The sequence below is a fragment of the Sporosarcina sp. BP05 genome (assembly GCF_014282005.1).
GTDB lineage: Bacteria > Bacillota > Bacilli > Bacillales_A > Planococcaceae > Sporosarcina.
The window spans coordinates 21037-40103 of sequence record NZ_JACFTD010000002.1 but is presented as its reverse complement, the minus strand read 5'-3'; the positions used below and the strand labels follow the sequence as shown (position 1 = coordinate 40103).

The 19067-nt window shown below is 38.3% G+C and carries 14 protein-coding genes; 5 read left to right on the top strand and 9 right to left on the bottom strand.

Features of this window, described 5'->3' with window-relative positions; all coding sequences use genetic code 11:
* Complete coding sequence (locus H2672_RS02070; RefSeq protein WP_186668428.1) at positions 1-1068, bottom strand: ABC transporter permease; 1068 nt, start codon at positions 1066-1068, stop codon at positions 1-3.
* A 30-nt stretch (positions 1069-1098) separates the two neighbouring features.
* A complete protein-coding gene (locus H2672_RS02065) occupies positions 1099-2415 on the bottom strand; it encodes a globin-coupled sensor protein (RefSeq protein WP_186668426.1) in 1317 nt (438 codons plus the stop codon).
* Positions 2416-2588: 173 nt separating this feature from the next.
* Between H2672_RS02065 and H2672_RS02060 the strand changes: the two genes are divergently transcribed.
* Together H2672_RS02060 and H2672_RS02055 are read left to right on the top strand one after the other, a co-directional pair.
* Positions 2589-3587 (top strand): EAL domain-containing protein, encoded by a 999-nt coding sequence (locus tag H2672_RS02060; RefSeq protein ID WP_186668424.1) that lies wholly within the window; start codon positions 2589-2591, stop codon positions 3585-3587.
* A 112-nt stretch (positions 3588-3699) separates the two neighbouring features.
* Positions 3700-4617, top strand: a complete 918-nt coding sequence (locus H2672_RS02055) for a MerR family transcriptional regulator (RefSeq protein WP_255485254.1) — start codon at positions 3700-3702, stop codon at positions 4615-4617.
* 47 nt (positions 4618-4664) lie between these two features.
* On the opposite strand, the gene H2672_RS02050 is transcribed toward H2672_RS02055, so the two are convergent.
* Positions 4665-5078: a pyridoxamine 5'-phosphate oxidase family protein gene (locus H2672_RS02050; protein WP_186668422.1), complete on the bottom strand. Its 414-nt coding sequence runs from the start codon at positions 5076-5078 to the stop codon at positions 4665-4667.
* A 104-nt stretch (positions 5079-5182) separates the two neighbouring features.
* On the opposite strand from H2672_RS02050, the gene H2672_RS02045 reads away from it, so the two are divergent.
* The 3 genes from H2672_RS02045 to H2672_RS02035 all read left to right on the top strand — a co-directional run bounded on the left by H2672_RS02045 (position 5183) and on the right by H2672_RS02035 (position 7756).
* A complete protein-coding gene (locus H2672_RS02045) occupies positions 5183-5644 on the top strand; it encodes a hypothetical protein (protein ID WP_186668420.1) in 462 nt (153 codons plus the stop codon).
* Positions 5645-5849: 205 nt separating this feature from the next.
* Positions 5850-6989, top strand: a complete 1140-nt coding sequence (locus H2672_RS02040) for a YibE/F family protein (RefSeq protein ID WP_370569582.1) — start codon at positions 5850-5852, stop codon at positions 6987-6989.
* On the top strand, positions 6986-7756 hold the full coding sequence (locus tag H2672_RS02035; RefSeq protein ID WP_186668418.1) for a YibE/F family protein: 771 nt from the start codon (positions 6986-6988) through the stop codon (positions 7754-7756). Before H2672_RS02040 ends, H2672_RS02035 begins: the two co-directional genes overlap by 4 nt.
* Before the next feature lie 661 nt (positions 7757-8417).
* On the opposite strand, the gene H2672_RS02030 is transcribed toward H2672_RS02035, so the two are convergent.
* The 6 genes from H2672_RS02030 to H2672_RS02005 form a co-directional block, all read right to left on the bottom strand.
* Entirely contained in the window at positions 8418-9728 is a 1311-nt protein-coding gene (locus H2672_RS02030) for a vWA domain-containing protein (protein WP_255485252.1), read from the bottom strand.
* Between the two features lie 147 nt (positions 9729-9875).
* Positions 9876-11051 carry an AAA family ATPase gene (locus H2672_RS02025; RefSeq protein WP_186668417.1) on the bottom strand — a complete coding sequence of 392 codons (1176 nt, stop codon included), beginning with the start codon at positions 11049-11051 and terminating at the stop codon, positions 9876-9878.
* Between the two features lie 448 nt (positions 11052-11499).
* The gene (locus H2672_RS02020; RefSeq protein ID WP_186668414.1) at positions 11500-12651 is read right to left on the bottom strand and encodes a thiolase family protein; all 1152 of its coding nucleotides are present in this window, start codon (positions 12649-12651) and stop codon (positions 11500-11502) included.
* Between the two features lie 516 nt (positions 12652-13167).
* Positions 13168-13317: a hypothetical protein gene (locus H2672_RS02015; RefSeq protein WP_186668412.1), complete on the bottom strand. Its 150-nt coding sequence runs from the start codon at positions 13315-13317 to the stop codon at positions 13168-13170.
* Between the two features lie 307 nt (positions 13318-13624).
* A protein-coding gene (locus H2672_RS02010; protein WP_370569581.1) for an IS3 family transposase occupies positions 13625-14952 on the bottom strand; the annotation gives its coding sequence in 2 pieces (ribosomal slippage) (positions 13625-14580 and positions 14580-14952; 1329 coding nt in all).
* Positions 14953-15151: 199 nt separating this feature from the next.
* A complete protein-coding gene (locus tag H2672_RS02005) occupies positions 15152-19066 on the bottom strand; it encodes an S-layer homology domain-containing protein (protein ID WP_186668410.1) in 3915 nt (1304 codons plus the stop codon).
* Position 19067: the final 1 nt, after the last annotated feature.

Below are 19067 nucleotides of genomic sequence, written 5' to 3'. Positions count from 1 at the left end.
TTACCCTCCTATCGCTTTCAATGGATCGATTCTAACAATTGTAAGAACTGAGAACACCGCACCCATTATCGCAACTGCAATCAGAACAATTCCGTAGATGAGCATCGTCACAAGATCGAATGCTACAGGAACCGCACTTGGTAAAAACGCACCGGTGATTAAGGTCAACACGAAACCTACAGCTACACCAATTGCGGCTAATATGAATGTTTGTGCAATGACTGATCGTGACAGATAACTATTCGAGATACCTTGTGCTTTCATGACGCCGAACATGCTGATTTTCTGGACGGTCAAAACGTAAAGGAAGATTGCTACAATGACCGCTGAAATACCAAACAAGAAATAAATCATGAAGTTTAATGTCAAATTCTGTTCCGTGTACCCTGGTAGATTCCGTATGAATGTTTCAATTTCAATTGATTCCAGTGAATCATTCTTAGTGATAGCTGTTAGTTCATCAGCACGAACGACTATTCCATTTATGCTTTCTTTATTTGCTTCGGCCGCTTCACCGAATTTCACACGATGGAAAGTTGCTAAATCCCCATACAAAACTGGGGCTGCATTAAACCTTGCTTTGTCTGTAAAACCTACAATTTTTAAAACTTGGGCAGATGAAGATAAGTGCAATTCATCGCCTACTTTAAATCCATCTTCTTTTAATGCATCACTGGCGATGACTTCATTGTCATCAACAAAAACCCCGCCTTCCGTCACTTTCGGCATAATGAATTCATCTTTTTTTATCCCAAAAATGGATACGTTCGTCTTTTGATCACCATTGCCAGCGACAGCATTTATTTGACCGATTACGGCAATTTCTACGGCATCTATTTCATTTACCTCTTCAATAGTTAGAGATGATTGATACATGCTTTTATCCGATTCCTCTGTCAAAACGATAGCTGTTGCTTTCCATTTATCAACTGATTCCCGATTCAGATTTTCCAATCCAGTTGCTAGACCAGATAAAAAGAATACTAAATATGATACAAGCATTAAAACACCGATAATTAACGTAAAGCGTAATTTATTTTTCTTAATTTCATTCAAAGCTAAAAACATTTTTTCACATCCTTCTCTAGTTTTTCGATTTTATAATTGTACCGCTGTTTGATGAAGTCTCACTGCTGTAGTTGCTACTTTCTTTGTATCATTTCCAATTTCTTTAATTACCTGAACTAGTTCAGTCACATCTACTTCTACTTGATTTATATGATGATCATTCTCTTCAATTGACTGCAGGATTTTCTTGAACTTTGACTGAGTTTTGATGGAACCGCGTAGCCCAAGGGCTACACTTTCTTTTACTTCTGTAATTGTATTCACTGCCTGATCAGTCAATCCAGTGGAGATTTGAACAAGCCCGGTAATCTGCTCTACAGACTGTTTGGATTGTTCAGCTAACTTACGCACTTCCTGTGCAACTACTGCGAATCCTTTTCCAGCTTCCCCTGCACGCGCAGCTTCAATTGAAGCATTCAGCGCTAACAGGTTAGTTTGTTCTGCAATTTGTTTCACCATTTCAATAATGCTAATAATCTGGATAGAGGATTGTTTTAGTTGGCTGACGATTTCCCCCATATGTTCTGTTCCTCCAGTAATAAACCTCATTTGGGACTCCAATTGAAGCACCACTTCATTACCTGCGGTTGCATCCAATTGAATCCGCCTGACACTTTCCACGTTTGAATGAATGCTCTCACGAATTCCGCTTGCGTTTGCATCTACGTTCCCGATGGAAGTGCTAGTCTCCTCCGTCAAAGTTGCAAGATCTTCGCTAATGGAAGAGATTTGATTTTTCAGCTCTAACTTGACAACCTCGTACTGTGAAACACGTAACTTCATATTTTCCTTTTCATACTCTTCCAAAACAATTTGCATTTCAAAGTTAATAAGCCTCGATACAATTAACATTGCTTTTTCTCGCTGGTTAGCAGATTTTAAATCTTTTGCAATTAATCGTACAATCACTTCTTGAATTTGCTGAAATGCACCCATATACCATTTGGGTTCCAATCCAATTTTGAAATGCATTTGTGCTAATTTCATTTTTTTCTGAATCGACTCTTCGTTTATTTCCCCGTCGAACATTCCAATAATGTAGGTCTTTATCAATTGCTTTAGCCGATCTACCTTCGTTCGTTCTTCTATTATTAACTTAAGGGAAGGAACCTCTAATACTTTTTCATAAAAGACCGATGCAATTTCATCTATTCCATCTTTTATATAGGGCTGAAATGATTTTACAACCGCCATGTCTTGCGCTGTAAATCCTATTAATTCCATCTGCTTTTTTAATTCCGGATATGTATGCAAATCTATCTTCGGTATTGGTAGAGGCTGTTTAAGTAGATCTGAATCCTGTGATTCCTGTGCATTATTTTTTACCCATTTCATTAATCGATTCAAAACTGATTCCCCCGTTCGTTACTATTCAAATGCATTCTATTTCTTAACTCTATTATTAACAGAGTAACAAGCACTTGTCAAACCCTTGTATAACCGTCTCAACCCAACCTTATACAAGGAGTGAAAATTGATATATACTAGGTTTAGATAGTTATCAATTAGGGGGAAATTCTATGCACAAATGTACTTCATGTAACCCAACAGAGCTTTTTTACAAAATCCTTATTTCTGGAGAAAATAATTTAGCACATCTTCCTCAACTTCAGTCCTATCTTAAATCAAACGACTTATTGGTCAATACACATGAAAATATCATTGTTGTAAGAGAAACTGCAGTTGCAGGCCTATATGATTATTTCAGCGACTTAATGGAAATACAGTATATTTATTTCAAAGTGGATGGTGGTGAATGGAACCCAATCAATGAAGTAATTGAATTACTAGAAATAAAGTGGATTGACCAGGTCATACTCAAAAACAACATCATATTCCACATACAGCCAATTGTAACAGGGAGACAGGAAGTCTTTGCTTATGAAATGTTGGCGCGATTCCGGGATGATGACGGAAATTCCGTGGCTCCTTATGAAGTATTTAAAGCTGCGAAAAAAAGAAACCGTACCTATGCGCTAGATCGCGTTTGCAGAATGACTGCAGTTAGGAACGCCGCCGCTATTCGGGAGAAAGTATTCATAAACTTCATCCCAACTTCAATCTACTCGCCAGAACATTGTCTAAGAACAACAGTGCAACTTGCAACTCAGTTGGGTATCCCCTTTTCTCAATTAGTATTTGAAGTAGTTGAGACAGAAAGCGTAGATGATATAGAGCATTTGAAAAAAATATTGACATATTACAGAGAAAGAGGCTTACATTATGCGCTGGATGATGTAGGAGAAGGCTTTAGTACAATTGAAGTACTTGAACAATTAATGCCTAATTATATGAAGCTAGATATGAAATTTGTACAGGGGGTTTCTGATGACCCCACTAAACAGGCAGCTGCCAAAAAGTTTTTAACGGCCGCGTTACAAGTTGGTGCGATCCCTCTTGCTGAAGGTATTGAAAAGTGGGCAGACTTCGAATGGTTGAAAGAAGTTGGATACGAATTATTCCAAGGCTATTTGTTTGGCAAGCCCAGTCCAATACCTGCAGTCCTAGCTAAGAAGTAGATTAATGCGCTATCGAAAATCCCCGTTGTACAATGTTAATAACTCAACGTTGTACAAAATCTCGATAATCCTTATACTTACACAAGGACTCATAGTTTGTCGAAAGGATGTAATGAACATCATGACTCCATCAGACTTAATTGGAATGTATTTTATTCAACAAGTTTCAGACATGACAGGTTTATCAAAACAAGTCATCCGCAAATGGGAAGAACGTTATAAGCTTGTACAACCCAAACGATTAGAAAACGGTTATCGAATATATAGTCAAGTAGATATCAACTCCCTGTTAAGCGTGAAGACTCTTTCCGGGCAAGGACATGCCGTTAAGCGTGCCGTTGAGCTTACAAAAGAAAGAAATACGCTGTTAGATACTGTTCAAGATACTTCCCAGTCCATTCAACATCAAGAAGTTCTAAATGATTATGTCTTTCAACTTCTAGAAAAAGGATCCCACTGTGATGAATTAGAATTAAGTCTAGTATTGCAACAGGCCTATCATTCTTTCGGATTAGCAGACTTTTTGGCAACCGTTATCGTTCCATTTTTAAATGAGGTCGGGAACAAATGGAACAGGAAAGAATGGAGCGAATACCAAGAGGCTGTCTCAAGCCTTGTCGTTCGAGACTTTTTAGTGCAAATTCGTCGTAACTACCAATGCCGTGAGGACGCTCCTTTGGTCGTGGGAGCTTGCCTCCCTTATGAACGTCATGAAATTCCATTGCACATACTCTTATTGCAATTTATGATGAAAGGCTGGAAAACAATATTGGTAGGTGCCTCACCTGCTCCCGGTTCTATTGAATCACTGGTAGAAAAATTGAAACCAACAAAAGTACTGCTATCAGCAACTACTACAATCCCTTTTGAAAATGATCCGGACTTATTAACGAAGTTAGATCAGTTCGCTGCGGCTAATAAACATATTGATTTTTACCTAGGTGGCATAGGTGCACTTGACTATGCAAAAAACAAAACACTTCAGGCAATCCATGTTACCAGTTCAATTGAAGATACCTTACGCTACTAATAATAGTGTAAAAAAGGGTACCAGCACCTAACGCCAGTACCCTCTATTCACAGTGTAATCTCTATTGGTTCTTCACCTTTTTTATTCATCAAACGAATTGAAACGGGTGAAACTTTCATGATAACAAGATCTGGATCCTCGGGACCACTGAACCATGATTTCATATGCTTATTCCATACTTTCTCTTTTATACTTTCATCGTCAGAAATACTGACAGTACCTTCTATTTCAAGATATTCGTCACCCATACCCTTACCTTCATACCCGATTAAAATATGAGTATGTGGATTTCCTTCAAGTTCATCTACTTTTTGTGTTTGTTTTGATGTCGCGGTGTAAAGCGTGAATTCATCACTAAAAAACGTCATATAACGTGTGTGTGGCTTGTTCTGTTGAACTGTCGCCATCGTTCCAACAAAGCTCTCTTTCAGGATTTTCAGTGCTGCTTTTTTTTCATTCATCAATATCTACTCCCTTTTTTAACCTTGATGTAGTTTACCTCTCTAGGAAGGGAACTAAACATCATTCACTTAAATGGAAATAAATATGTGAAAGGAGTGAAAATATGCTATTAACAAAGCGGGGTTTACAAAAAGCTGTTTTATATGGACTGGTTTCAGGTTTATTCTTAGCTGCATTATTAAAAATTGTTGAGTACATTACTCATTTTAAAGTTTACACGCTATTACTAAACGTCGATTATATTCCTTACATCAACACATTTATTTTCCCAGAACTAGTTGAAGTAGGTTTTCATCTAATTGTCTCTTTTGCTTTAGCGATATGTTTGTATCTGTTGATTGTTTATAGAAAAGTTTCATCTCGTAAGAAAATCATTTTTTTATGTACATTCGTCTGTTTTATCATTGGCACCGCACTATTCCCTACGACCACATTTTCTGACAGAACACCTGCATTTTCTAGTATTCCCTCATTTTCATACTGGGTTGGGGGGCACATAATGTATGGTTACATACTTGGTATATTATTTGCTCGTTATTTCACAAGTGATAAAATAGACGATTGACTATTCCATTCATCCACAACTGTCTTTATAGTTTCAATAAATAAAAAATCCGACATCCCTCGTAAGGAATCCTCGCTATTATACTTTAACGTAGACCTTACAATATGGAACAGATCGAGTCCATATTCTAATGTAGCAAGTAATAATGGTATAATTAAATATATTGTACAGTCTATATACTACCTATTTAGTCGGAGGTTTTTCTTTGAAAGTTGCCATAAATAGATTAAATAAAATGCTAAGCAAAAACATTATTTTGTTCAGCATTGTAACGGTTTGTTTTGTTACTTCTATGCTGTTTGTTCAATTTAATTATTCGTTTTACGATCGACCAATTGCTAAAATTATCGAGATCAACCTTAAAGATTCAGTTCAAGTTGTTGATATGCATAACAATCGCGATGAGTTGTTCACACAGCATATCATCGCCCAGATAAAAAACGGGCAAGAAAAGGGACAACAAATTCATATATCGAACAATTATTCAACTTCCGGTGCTTATGACCATGCTTTTCGAGTAGGAAATGAATTATTTGTTTCAATTGATAAACAAACAAAGGATTCCCGTGATTTAACCGGAAGTATAAGTAATGTTAAACGTGATAAATACATTTTAATGATCATGTGGGTGTTTATCTTTGTTTTACTTCTAATTGGAAAAAAGCAAGGTTTTTTTTCGATTGTCAGTTTAGCAGTTAATGCCCTTTTACTATCTTTTGCACTAGATGTTTATGTAAACAATTCAACTATCAGTTTACTATGGATATGTGGGATAACTATTATTTTATTTACCGTCACCTCATTGTTACTCGTAAACGGTTTTAATGAAAAAGCTTATGCTGCGATTGTCGCAACACTTTTAGGAACATTTATTTCCTTACTTATTTCCTATCTGGTCATATGGATCACTGCAGGAAATGGGTTACGATATGAGGAAATGAACTTTCTGACACGCCCTTATGAAATGGTATTCATGGCTGGTCTGTTCGTCGGTTCTTTAGGTGCCGTGATGGATGTCGCCATTACAATGTCTTCTTCGATCTTTGGACTTTACGAGAAAGACAATAATATATCGACAAAAGCACTGACCAAGTCTGGTTTAGAAATTGGAAAAGATATTATGGGTACCATGACTAACATTTTGTTCTTTGCGTATATTAGTGGATCCATTCCAGCCATAATTTTATATATAAAAAACCACACCTCACTGTCATTTGCCCTTTCTATGAACCTTTCTTTGGAATTGGCGCGAGCGTTAGCAGGTGGCATTGGGATTGTATTAGCAATTCCGATCGGCTTATACACTTCTATTTTCTTTGTGAATCGAAAGAGGCATAAATTATGAATGTATTGGTGTGGCTAGCAGCCATTTTGTTTATATTGATGATTGTCATTGGTGGGAAGAAAGGAGCAAGGTCCTTCGTTTCCTTATTCCTAAACTTCGGTGTCATCCTTCTTATCATATTGTTCATGGCAGACCCGAATGCAAACCCCATTATACTTACAGTTATTGGGTGCACCGTTATAAGTTGTATTAACCTTTTTTTTATCAATAAAGTGAACAGTAAAACAAAAACTGCATTCCTTTCTACTGCCATCACAATTGTTATTTTATTGATTTTTATCAATCAAGTAACGAAAATAACGATGATTCAAGGGTTTGGTGAAGAGGAAATCGATGAACTGACCATATTTTCTCTTTATATTGGTGTGGATTTTGTTAAAATTGCAGCTTCAGTCATTATTATGAGTACAATCGGAGCTATTACGGATGTAGCCATTTCGATTACTTCCCCTATGCTTGAAATATTTATCCAACATCCAACAATTACTAGAAGAGACTTATTCAAATCTGGGATTAGTATTGGAAAGGATATTCTAGGGTCCAATACAAATACCTTGTTTTTCGCCTTTTTCGGTGGTTATATGGCGTTGCTTTTGTGGTTTAAAGACTTATCTTATACCATTGGAGAAATCGTAAATTCAAAGATATTCGGAAGTGAAATGATTACAATATTTAGTGCAGGTATTGGTATCGCATTGATTGTACCAATTGCTTCCTGGATTAATGCATATTATTTAGTGAGGTCAAGAGAAAAAAGTAATAAATAGACCTTAGTCAACTTCAACAAGTCCAATGACCCCTTCCCTTCCACTAAGCGCTCCTTGTATGGTTAATTTTGGATCACTTTGGACTGAACGACTTCTATACAATTACCGATATGTTTTGATGTATAGGGATGCGACGGAGTCGCATCCCTATACATTTTTTTCGTTAATTGTATGGTGGCCATTCGCCCGTCGCCCTCCAAAAGTGCAGATACACGAAATACTAAAGCTTTTATGGATGAATGAATAACCATTTTTCTATCCAGTGAGGAGCAGCCAAAGATGTAATTTTGGCTACTAACTCCTTCTTAATAGCATATCCTTCTCAATTTTAGGACGTGTTGTCACTTTCTATATGGCAAACACTCTATTACTTGTGAGATCTTTTCCAAAATAAGCAGGAAAAGCATTATTAAAAGAGGTGGTGTGCCCGAAATAGGAAGGTAGTTATTCTTTCATTGTCCAAAGCAATTGCATTATACACTTAAACGTTATAGGTACGGGGCGGACGAATATTTTCAAAAAGATTACTGTAAAAAGTGTGACTGGAAATGACAGAGTCATTTCCAGCCACACTTAACCCACGGTAAAGTTGACGTGATCATTTTGTCTAAAGCGAGCCGTAAAGAACAAGTGGAAATGGATAATCGACAAACTTGCATCTTTATATTTCAAAGGCAGTAAAACTGCCTGCATCATCGAAATCATAAATTTGAATAACCCTATCTGAAAATTGTTCTACTATTTTTGTACTGCTTCCTAGCACTAGAGAAAGAACATTGAAATCCTTTTCTTTCTTCTTTTTGTTGAATGCTAATAGAAACGAATCGTTTAAAGTGTCTTCACCATCCGTAACGAAAACTAAATCGGCTTGTTTAAACTGACTTTCGTTAATTACATTCATCGCTTGATCAAGCGGAAGGGCAAAATTCGTACCTCCACCTAAGAAGGTTCGAGCCAAACTAACCATATCAGACCCTTTAATTTTACCTTTTTCATATTTATGGATTTGTGTACGAGTGGAGAATAATATCAAGCAAAAGTCCCTTCGTTGCTTTCTTGCAATGGACATAAGGGTTAATATAAAACCTTTGGATTGGGTATCCAGGTGTGACATACTCCCTGACTGATCTAGACAAAGTACGATTGGCCCCTTCTCTAATACCTCACGCCCTTTCTGTTCATATTGCATGGTCTGGCCTTCCACAAAGCGACGAAGAAAATCGTTCTTCGTTATTGGATGCATGTATAAGCCAAATTCCAACGGAAGTATCCTCTCTATTTCGTTACCTAACGTAACTCCCCTTCTTTCCATAGAGTCCCTATGTAAGGATTTCTGTTTTTTACGGGCTATCTGTTTGAATCGGCCCGCCCATTCCGCTATTTCTTTCATCGTTTTATCAGTAGCCATTTTTTCAGCTAATACTAGTTGGTCGCGTAAAGGGATTTTTTTCAATTCTGCATCACCGCTACCTGCACCGTAGCCCCCTAGCAACGACTTCAGACCCGCTTTCACTTGTTTGGTTTCTTGCATGGCTTGAGCCAATGCTTGCGAAAAGCTCTGACTGTCGCTTTGAAGCATCTGGTTCAATTTCTTATCAAATTTAGTCATCGCTTCTGTAAAATCCTCTTTTGACACCTGACTATCATTTCCTGTCTCTTCTTGCCAATCCTGCTTTTGAAGTTGCCTATGCATTGCGTTAATTTCCTGCATCTGTTTATTAAAATCTTCATCTTCCTCTTTTTGGTCAGCCAGCCATTGGTTCGTCTTCTCTCCGAATTTCACCGTGCAGATAGCTGACAACAAATCATCCAATCGGGTGAAGCTTCGGTAGTTTACAAAGTATACATCCGCCATGATTTTTTCCATCAATGATTTATTAACCTCAAGAATACTGTCTACGTCTCTTGCCCTAATTTCAGGTTTCATCTTAAATAAGGAAGCCCAAATATCAGCCAGTAATGGTTCAAACATCGGTAAGGCGCCTTCGTCTCTTATTCGTTGAAGGCCCAAAGACATGTCGAAAATTTCTTTAAAACGTCTTTTATCGAATGCATCCGTATTCAATACTGAACGATTTTCATAGTGACTCGTAAGACTTTTCACAAAGAACACTCCCTTTCACATTTTGAAAAAGGTGCTAGTGGACCCCTTCTTTTCATTTTGAGCATCAAAATACCACGGTTCTAAAATACTATCCAGAATTTCATGTTCCATCAAGATCACTTTTTCAAGTAATGCGTCGATATCAACCTTCCGACTTTGATTGTTACTTTTGAGCTTAGTCAAATCAGCCACTAAGGCTTTCATTTTTTGAGTCGCTTCCATTCCAGCCTCTGGCGAATGATCCTGCTGTATACAGTAGAACACTTCATTTGCTTCGTTTCGTATGGAATCAAGTGCCTGAGTAACAATATCTAGTGAATGATTGCGAATAATGGCAGACACGGCATATTTTTGGTCCACTGTTTCCCACAGGGTATTTTCAAGGATGATAATATCTTCTACCTTCACAACTTGCCTTTGGTTTATCAACGCCTTCGCTTGAAGTACCGAAAGCGACTGTTTAAACCGCCTATCAGAAGGACGTATCCCTTCATCCCGCAATTCATTACGAATTTCCGAAAGTATTTCATACACTTCATCCGGAATTGTAACCATATCCGTAAAAAACTGAAGTTGAATCAATTCATCCATAGTCATGGAAGGCATTACCTGATTTTGACCGGTGCCCTTCATCATAGAAACAAAATTCGTTTCATCTGCAATATAATCTAGTTCGAACCGGAGTAAGAACCTGTCGAAAAGAGCTTCAAGTCCTTCTCCGTCTTCAGGATATTCGTTCGAGGCTCCAATTACTGACATCAAAGGAACCTTTACTGGCGTTGCGTTATTATAGTAAAGCCGTTCGTTTATAATCGTCAGCAAACTATTCAAGATCGCAGAGTTGGCTTTAAATATCTCATCCAAGAAAACAAGATTAGCTTCAGGCATTTTAGCTGCCGTATTACGCTTGTATACGCCTTGTTCGAGGTCTTTTAACGACAACGGGCCAAACACTTCTTCAGGTGTACTGAATCTTGTCAGCAACCACTGGAAGTACTCTGCTCCTTGTACGATTTTAGCTAATTCAACCGACAAAGCTGATTTTGCAGTTCCTGCAGGTCCAATCATGAGCATGTGTTGTCTAGAGAGCAGAGCTATAAGAATCCCTTCAACCTCATTCTCCCGTTCGAAAAACTTTGAATTGAGCGCTTGTCTGATTTCCTCTAACTTCTTGAAATTGGTAATTGTCATTTTGTTTAACTCCTTACTTTGTAATGTAACTAGTAATAGGAATCCGGTTTCTCATGTACCCCGCTTCCCTTTAAAAGGACTCGTCCAATTTCCCTTTGAAATATACGTTCTTTACATTACAGTTTGATGAATACTCAGCCATTTTAATCTTCCCATTACCATACTTTTATAACAGATGTCTTTGCACCAACTATTTTCACAGGTAAAGTCATACCACTTTTGAGAAATTCGTGCAGGGAGTTTTGGTAATGGTATGTGGATTAAGTCCGGTCATTGGATTTGGTTTTTCCTTATATCCAATGACAGATCGTTTTGTGGAAGAAATCAAGGGGGGCACTGAAACAGTAGTGAAAAAAACCACAATCTAAGTGATTGTGGCAGTCTTAAAACTTATACTTTCCTATCCTTTTAACAAAACACCTGGAATTCGAGTGACTTGCAAGTGAACTTACTCCAATCTTTCAATAACAGTGGCATTCGCCATCCCCATTCCCTCACAGATTGCTAGCAAACCTAATCGTTCATTTTTCCGTTCTAACCGATTTAACAACGTAACAAGTAATTTTGTTCCTGTCGCTCCGAGAGGATGTCCTAAAGCAATGGCTCCCCCGTCAACATTTAACTTTTCATATTCAGCACCAACATCTTTTAACCAAGCTAAAGGAACTTGAGCAAAAGCCTCATTCACTTCATAGGTATCGATGTCTTTTATAGATAGACCTGCTTTTTCCAATACTTTTCTGGTCGCTTCGATTGGACCTGTCAGCATAAGCGTCGGATCTGAACCGACAACGGAGCGTGCAACGATACGAGCGCGTGGTTTCAAACCTAATTGTTCCGCTTTTTCACGGGACATCAACAGGACAGCTGAGGCTCCGTCACTAATTTGACTTGCATTCCCTGCAGTAATTACGCCGTTTTCATCGAAGACTGTTTTCAATTTACCCAGAACCTCCAATGTCGTCCCTTCACGCGGCCCTTCATCTACTGCGAACATGGTCATTGTGCCATCTTCTTGCTCAACTTCCACAGGCACGATTTCATTTTCGAAATGCCCTTTTTCAATGGCGTCGAATGCCCGCAAATGGCTGTTCACGGAGTACTGATCCAACTCTTCTCGTGTTAAACTCCATTTTTTCGCCATTCTTTCAGATGAAATCCCTTGGTTTAATATTTCATATTGATTGGTCAATTTCTTACTTGGACCTTTACCAAGTCCACTTGAAAACATCGGCTCACGCGTCATGCTTTCAACGCCACCTGCAATGACGATGTCCATATCACCAGATGCAATCGCTTGTGCTGCAAAATGCAAAGCCTGTTGACTCGATCCGCATTGACGATCGATTGTCACGCCCGGTACATGGATCGGAAACCCAGCAATTAATAATGAAGTTCTCGCAACATTCATGGATTGCTCCCCCACTTGGGTTACGCAACCTAAAATGACATCTTCCACCTCGCCTTTATCAATCCCAGCACGCTTCACGACTTCATCTAATACAATCGCTGCCAAATCATCCGGCCGTACATTGGTCAAAGCCCCTTTTCTTCTCCCCACTGCAGTTCGAACACATTCAACGATGACTACTTCCCTCATAATAAAACTCCCCCTTGAATTAAAATAACTTTGTCTTTCTTAACTTAGAACAAAAGGTAGAATACGTTTCATTGTTGCGCTCATAAGGAGAAACAATGAAAGCAAGTCAAAGTCAAAGCATAGGAACGCTCACAGGATGTTCTCAGATGGCATTAGCTGTTTTAACAATACAAAATAAAAAAACGAGATAAACACTTGGTTACCTCGCCTCATTGCTACTCGTATTCTCTTGCTTCTCAACCGTCTGAACTTGTTCTATACGCTCTTTTGAACTCACCTGAGCAAAACTTATACATCTGCCTTCGTAGGGGCGCTCATAAGCTATTCTCTGACCTCGCACTTGCCCTATATCAATGCGCTACCTGCTCATGTAAAAGAATGACTTTACTTTAATCCTCTTTAAATATTCAAATTATAATATATTAAATACTTAAACAAGTGTTATACCCTCACTAATTCTAAAATAGCCTTTTGCCATTGGTCCATTTTTGATAACTTTGAAGATATATCTTCCTTTTATTTATCTGTTTGTTTTTGCTTCTTTTTCAAATACTCCGCACGTATTTTTTCAAGTTGCTGCTTTTTATCAAATTTGGCAGGCTTGTTTTTTTCATGATACTTTGTCACAACTGCCAGACCTTTTGTATCCAATTGATATTTCCCCACTTTGTTCACCTACTTTTCTTGTCTATAAAAAGAATCTATTCAATAAATATAATATACCTTATTTTACTGAAGTAAACCTTATTAGTGTACTGCTAACCATGCAAATATCAGTATAACATTAAAAACTCAGTAAAATAATTCATCGTCAATGGTATTCATAATATTTATCTATTCGATCTAGAATTTGCAAATTCATTTTAAAGTCGTCAATTAAATCGCAAATTTTGACCCAAACAAAAAGACCCCCTTATAGTTTAATGAACTGAGCCCCATTTAATGGACAGTTTAAAAAAAGCGACGTTTTAGCCTATGCTGCTATGAGATGACTTCGATATTGAGCCGGAGTCATCTTCTTTAAATCCCACTGCTTACGTCTACAGTTGTAGTGTTCCATGTATTCATCTACCATTGTTTTCAACTCTAACAGACTGGATGCTTCCTTGAAGTCTACATCATCTTTAAAATGACCGAAGAATGATTCTATCGGTGCGTTATCCAAACAATTTCCCCTTCGGGACATTGACTGTGTGAGTTGCATCGCTTTAACAAGTGACTGGTATTCTGGATGCGTATAATGAAACCCTTGATCAGAGTGAATCATCGCCTCTGGATGTACATTTCCCGCTAATGCTTCGCTAAGCTTCCTCAAAGTTCTGTACACAATACCCATACTTAAGCTTACCGAAAGTTCGTAAGCCACGATTTCACGGCTAGCTACGTCCTTCACACAGGAAAGATAAGCCGTCTGTCCAGTTTTCATTTGAAGATAAGTAATGTCCGTGACAAAAACTTTGCCAGGTTCATCTTGAGTGAATTGCCGATTCAAGAGGTTTGGAACCGTACGGTGTTCTTGGGTAGCCTTAGCTATATTCTTATAAGGATTTTTTCTTCGTATTTTCGCAAATAGATTAAATTTACGCATTAAACGTAGAATCTTCTTATGATTCATAGGGATTTCAAGTAATTCAACTAACGCCATGTAAAGTCCAAGATATCCGATTTTACCTTTGAACGCATCATAAACACACTTCAGTAAAAGATAGTCTTGATAATCATTTTCCTCACGGATGGCATGAATCTCTGATTTTTCGAGCCATGTATAGTAACCACTTCTATGTACTTTTGCGACTTTACACAGGTGAGCTGTGAATCTCTTTAATTGAAACCTGCGAATCACTTCATTAATCACCTGATATTTTTCGACTGCTGTTAGTATTCTATCTTCGCCTGCCTCTCTAGTTCCTCGAGCTTTTTTAACAATTCGACCTCAGCTTCAAGATATTTAATACGTGCTTCTGCTTTTTCAAGTTTTTTCTCAGGAGATAATCCTTTAGTTGATGGACGACCAGGACTTCCTTTTCCACGACGCTCCTCAAAGAATCCCTCTTCTCCATGAAGCTGATAGGATTTTCTCCAACGACCTAGTGATTCTTTAGCTTTCTTCTTACCAATCACTTCTAAGTCAAATCCATTTTCACTGAAAATTTGAGAAGGGCCTTTACCGCTCTGATTCACTTTGACAGCTAATACTTTAAATTCAGGTTTATATTGGATAGAGCGATCTGAAACGGAGTTCACATTAGGATTCTCTTCTAATAATCTAAGTTGGTGTTCATTGAAAAGTACTTTACTCATTGAAAACACTCCTGTCAGTATATTTATCTTCAGTATACCTAAGCTTTTAGACAGAAAAAACCCCAAATGGAGTCACTTTTTTAAAAGTGTCTACCATTTGGGGTTCAGTTCAATTACTCAGTTGTCGGGCTGTATTCCATGATGTTGTGCCTAGTTATCGGAGTTGTGTCCGAATTGTATGAGTGGCTGGCACCGGGAATTAAAATTCATTCAGTTTTTGCAATACACGGTATAACATAACTGCAGATTCTGCACGCGTTGCGTTCGATTTCGGTTTGAAGTTATTATCCGAACCGCCCATAACGATGCCAAGTGCTGCCGCATTTGCAACAGATGCTTTTGCAAATGCTCCGATTTTCGCATCATCTGCGAATGTTTTTGATACGTCTAAACCAGCAACTAGCGATGCATCTTGATACTCAACTGCACGAATAATCATCGTCGCAATTTCTTCACGTGTGATTAATGCGTCAGGATCGAAATGATCTGCTGATTTCCCTTTTACAATGCCTGCTTCGAATGCAGCTTCAACGCCTGCATACGCCCATGCTTTGCTTTGTGTTACATCTTTAAATGTGCCTTTGTAATTAGCTGTCGGTAAGTTAAGTGCGCGCGCAATGAGGACTGCAAATTCCGCACGTGTAATATCTCCGCCAGGATTAAATGTAGTATCTGTTTTTCCTGCAATGATTGAGCGTGAAGCTAACACTTCAATTTCATTTTGTGCCCAATACTTTTGGATATCTGTAAATGTTTTGTCATTTTCTACAATAACAAATTTAGAGAAGTGTTTCGTTTTAAATTCAACTTTTCCATTGGCCAATTTACCACCCATGTACTCCACTGCATTTGTTTTTTCATTTACATAATACGCTGCTACTTTACGTCCATCTTTTACTTTGGAAGCATCAACCGGTATAGAAATTACAACTGGTTGAGTGAATGTAGTAACATTTGACGTTTTACCGTCTTTCTCAACAGAAATTGTGAATTCATATACTGCGGATACTGAAGTTCCATTGCCCGGAGTTTCTGAATTTTTCACAAGTCCAACTGAAATCGTTACGTTTCCGGGTACCGATTGTGAAATTGATTTGAGTACTTCTGAAGGAACAGATACTTCCATATCTCCAGCTTTCACTACTAATGGTTTTGCAGAATCAGCGATGGCTTTTAAAGTTGCTGCTGAAACTTCTACTTTCACTTCAGGTGTTGCTTCAGTTGGAGCCGGAACTGTGACCTCAACATTTTTAGTCTTGGAATCATTCACTTGATTGGCAACATCTTTTTCATCTACAACAACAACAACTTTTCCAGGTTCAACTGGAGTCGGTGTTGTTGTATCGCCTCCACCTGTGCTTCCATACTCTGGTTTTTCAATTTCAATTTTCCAATCAATTTTGTATTCCAACATAGACTTTCCATCTGTTGCTGTAACTTTGATAGTTGTACTGTCCTCACTATCCACAATGTCAATTTGAGCTCCTGCCACATTCGCTTCAGCAACTAGCATCATTTTATGTGTCGAGGAAATCGTATATTTTGTTAGTCCCGGTGAAAAATCGCTCAATAATTTTCCATCCGCTGTAATGGATGATAATGTTGCATCGGTTTCTGGAATAGCAATTTTATGCAAATTACTACCTAATGCATAATAAATACTACCATCCACTCCGAGTGACATATTATTCATAAAATCTTCTACCAGAACTTGATAGGCTAATGTCTCCGGATCGATCGCAATCAGCTTCCGAGATAATGTTGTATATAACATTCCATCTGGGGCCCATTGCAGACGGTATGGGAACCATTTGCTACTATTATATAAGCTTGGTCGGATGACTTTACTTTTCACAATTTCTTTCGTTACTGGGTCCATTACGAAAATAGTTCCATCCACTGCTCCCCATAGATTACCATCAGGACCAAATGACAGCCCACCAATCATTCTTGGTGTTTCATCGATTCCTGGAATAGTTGGCGTGAATTCTTCAATCTTCTCGCCTGTTTCAACATCCCATACGAATATTTTTGCTTCTTTAGCTTTCGGGTCTGCTCCTAAGCCACCCCATACAGATGTACCGCCATATAGTTTTCCATCTTTATAAGCCAAAGCAATAATACTTTGGTCTTGTACGATATTTCGATGTTGCGACCACTTATTTGTTTTTTCATCATAGATGGCTAGAACGCCACCTAGAATGCCGTAATCTGGAACCGTACCAACGAATAATTTATCGTCCCCTGATGTAATAGCAAAAGGCCGGTCTTGCTGGTCAGTAATATCATACTCAAACTGTGGATTGCTATTTAAATCTACATCTTTTAGAGGGTCATAGCTGTACATCATCGCACCAACATAAGTTCCGTAGAACACTTTTCCATTTAAAAATCCTATGCCTTCTGGCTGTGCAAACGATGGAATACTTACTTCCAATTCTTTTTCAAATGGATTATAAATGCTCATCCCGCGCTGATAACCGCCCATATATAACTTCCCATCATGGCCAGTTTCAAGTGCTTGGATAGCTACTGCCTGAGAAGAGATATCTAGTTTGACAAATTTCATATCATTGTTGATTGGCTCATAATACATGAACTCTCCGTACTGCGTCACCATAGCCAAAACTGTTTCTCCGCTAGTTAATGTGATCCACTCCATATCCTTCACACGAACAGTGTCAGGGAGCAGCGGAATACCTTCGATCAATGTAGATTGATTGACACTAAAATCATATTGATACAAAAGATTTTTAAATTTATAGTAGATGAGATTAGCATTATGCGGCGATGGTTCAGAAATCATATTGCTATATTGAAATGTGTGAATAACCTCGTTCGTTTTCGGATCAATTACAAGCATAGTTATAGAACCAACCGAAACAAAAAGCATATCATTGACGACAAATATGTTTTCGATCATTCCATCTTCCCCGGAATGGCCTTCAAGGATTACTTCTTCTTTTTCACCAGTCACTCTATCTACTTTAAATAGATGCTTGGTCGTCCCGATGCCCACGTAAATATGCTCATCCGTTACGGCTATTCCTCTGGCATATTGCTGTCCCGCTTTTACATTCCCGTAATCTCTGAACTTTCCAGTTGCAATATCATACTCAAAAACACTAGCATGTGGATATGTTGATCCGTAAATCTTTCCATCTGCTGTAGCCTCTAAATCCCAGACCCAATCATCCGATGGATTTACGCCTAATTCTTCTATCTTTTTCAGTTCAGGTACATACCTATATAGTTTCCCATCGCCAGTCCCTGCAAAATACACATTCTTATCAGGTCCGACTGTCATTGCCCATAATGCTTCTGTTCCCTTTATCACTTCTGAAAATTTAAGTTTCCCGGTTTCTGCATCTATCACTGAAAATGTTCCTGGTAGACCATTCGAATGATAGTACACTTCATTTTCTCCCATTTTGTTTTCTTGGATGACAGATGCCTGTCCCAATTGTACTTGCACCATTTCCCCAAGTTTTGTGGGATTATTATAATCGCGTTCTAATAATTTGTCTTCCTCAGCTAACTCGAGCGTTACATCGTCGAAATATGCTTCGGTTAAACTAATTCCACCCGAGTAAAAAGCAAGCCTTGCATAGGATGCATTGGTCGGAACATCCGTGAAAACCTTTAACTCCGTCCATTGATTTCTCGGCAAATTTCCGAACAATTCCACTTTGATTTTATCGGATATCACCTTATTATTCCCGTCATAGTAGCGCACTTCAGAAACAATATTATGCGTCTGATTGACAACATTTATCATCACTTTTGACAAGTATGCTTTTCCTGGGATAACCGCAACCTTATCACTTAATACACGAAGGCCGGATTTGTCCGAGCCATCCTTAAAATGTAAGCTTTGACTGCCATTATTAAAAACCGATGGACTAATTGATATCCCTGGTGCTGCATTTTCTGGAATCCATCCAGGAATTGCTCCATCTGCATCTAAAGGCATTTCAAATCCTGGATTCACAACACCTACCGAAATTCCAGTATCTTCAGCAAAAACTGATGCAGGAATGGCTGGTAGTAAACTGAAAATCATGATCATGCAAAGTAAGAAAAAACCTGCTTTTCGAGACGAATTCTTCTTCATT

Bases quoted from the DNA above. Each gene is read 5' to 3' on its own strand.
- H2672_RS02070 (WP_186668428.1), bottom strand. From the start codon at position 1,068: ATGTTTTTAGCTTTGAATGAAATTAAGAAAAATAAATTACGCTTTACG.
- H2672_RS02060 (WP_186668424.1), top strand. From the start codon at position 2,589: ATGCACAAATGTACTTCATGTAACCCAACAGAGCTTTTTTACAAAATC.
- H2672_RS02055 (WP_255485254.1), top strand. From the start codon at position 3,700: ATGAACATCATGACTCCATCAGACTTAATTGGAATGTATTTTATTCAA.
- H2672_RS02050 (WP_186668422.1), bottom strand. From the start codon at position 5,078: ATGAATGAAAAAAAAGCAGCACTGAAAATCCTGAAAGAGAGCTTTGTT.
- H2672_RS02045 (WP_186668420.1), top strand. From the start codon at position 5,183: ATGCTATTAACAAAGCGGGGTTTACAAAAAGCTGTTTTATATGGACTG.
- H2672_RS02035 (WP_186668418.1), top strand. From the start codon at position 6,986: ATGAATGTATTGGTGTGGCTAGCAGCCATTTTGTTTATATTGATGATT.
- H2672_RS02030 (WP_255485252.1), bottom strand. From the start codon at position 9,728: ATGTTTGAACCATTACTGGCTGATATTTGGGCTTCCTTATTTAAGATG.
- H2672_RS02025 (WP_186668417.1), bottom strand. From the start codon at position 11,051: ATGACAATTACCAATTTCAAGAAGTTAGAGGAAATCAGACAAGCGCTC.
- H2672_RS02020 (WP_186668414.1), bottom strand. From the start codon at position 12,651: ATGAGGGAAGTAGTCATCGTTGAATGTGTTCGAACTGCAGTGGGGAGA.
- H2672_RS02005 (WP_186668410.1), bottom strand. From the start codon at position 19,066: ATGAAGAAGAATTCGTCTCGAAAAGCAGGTTTTTTCTTACTTTGCATG.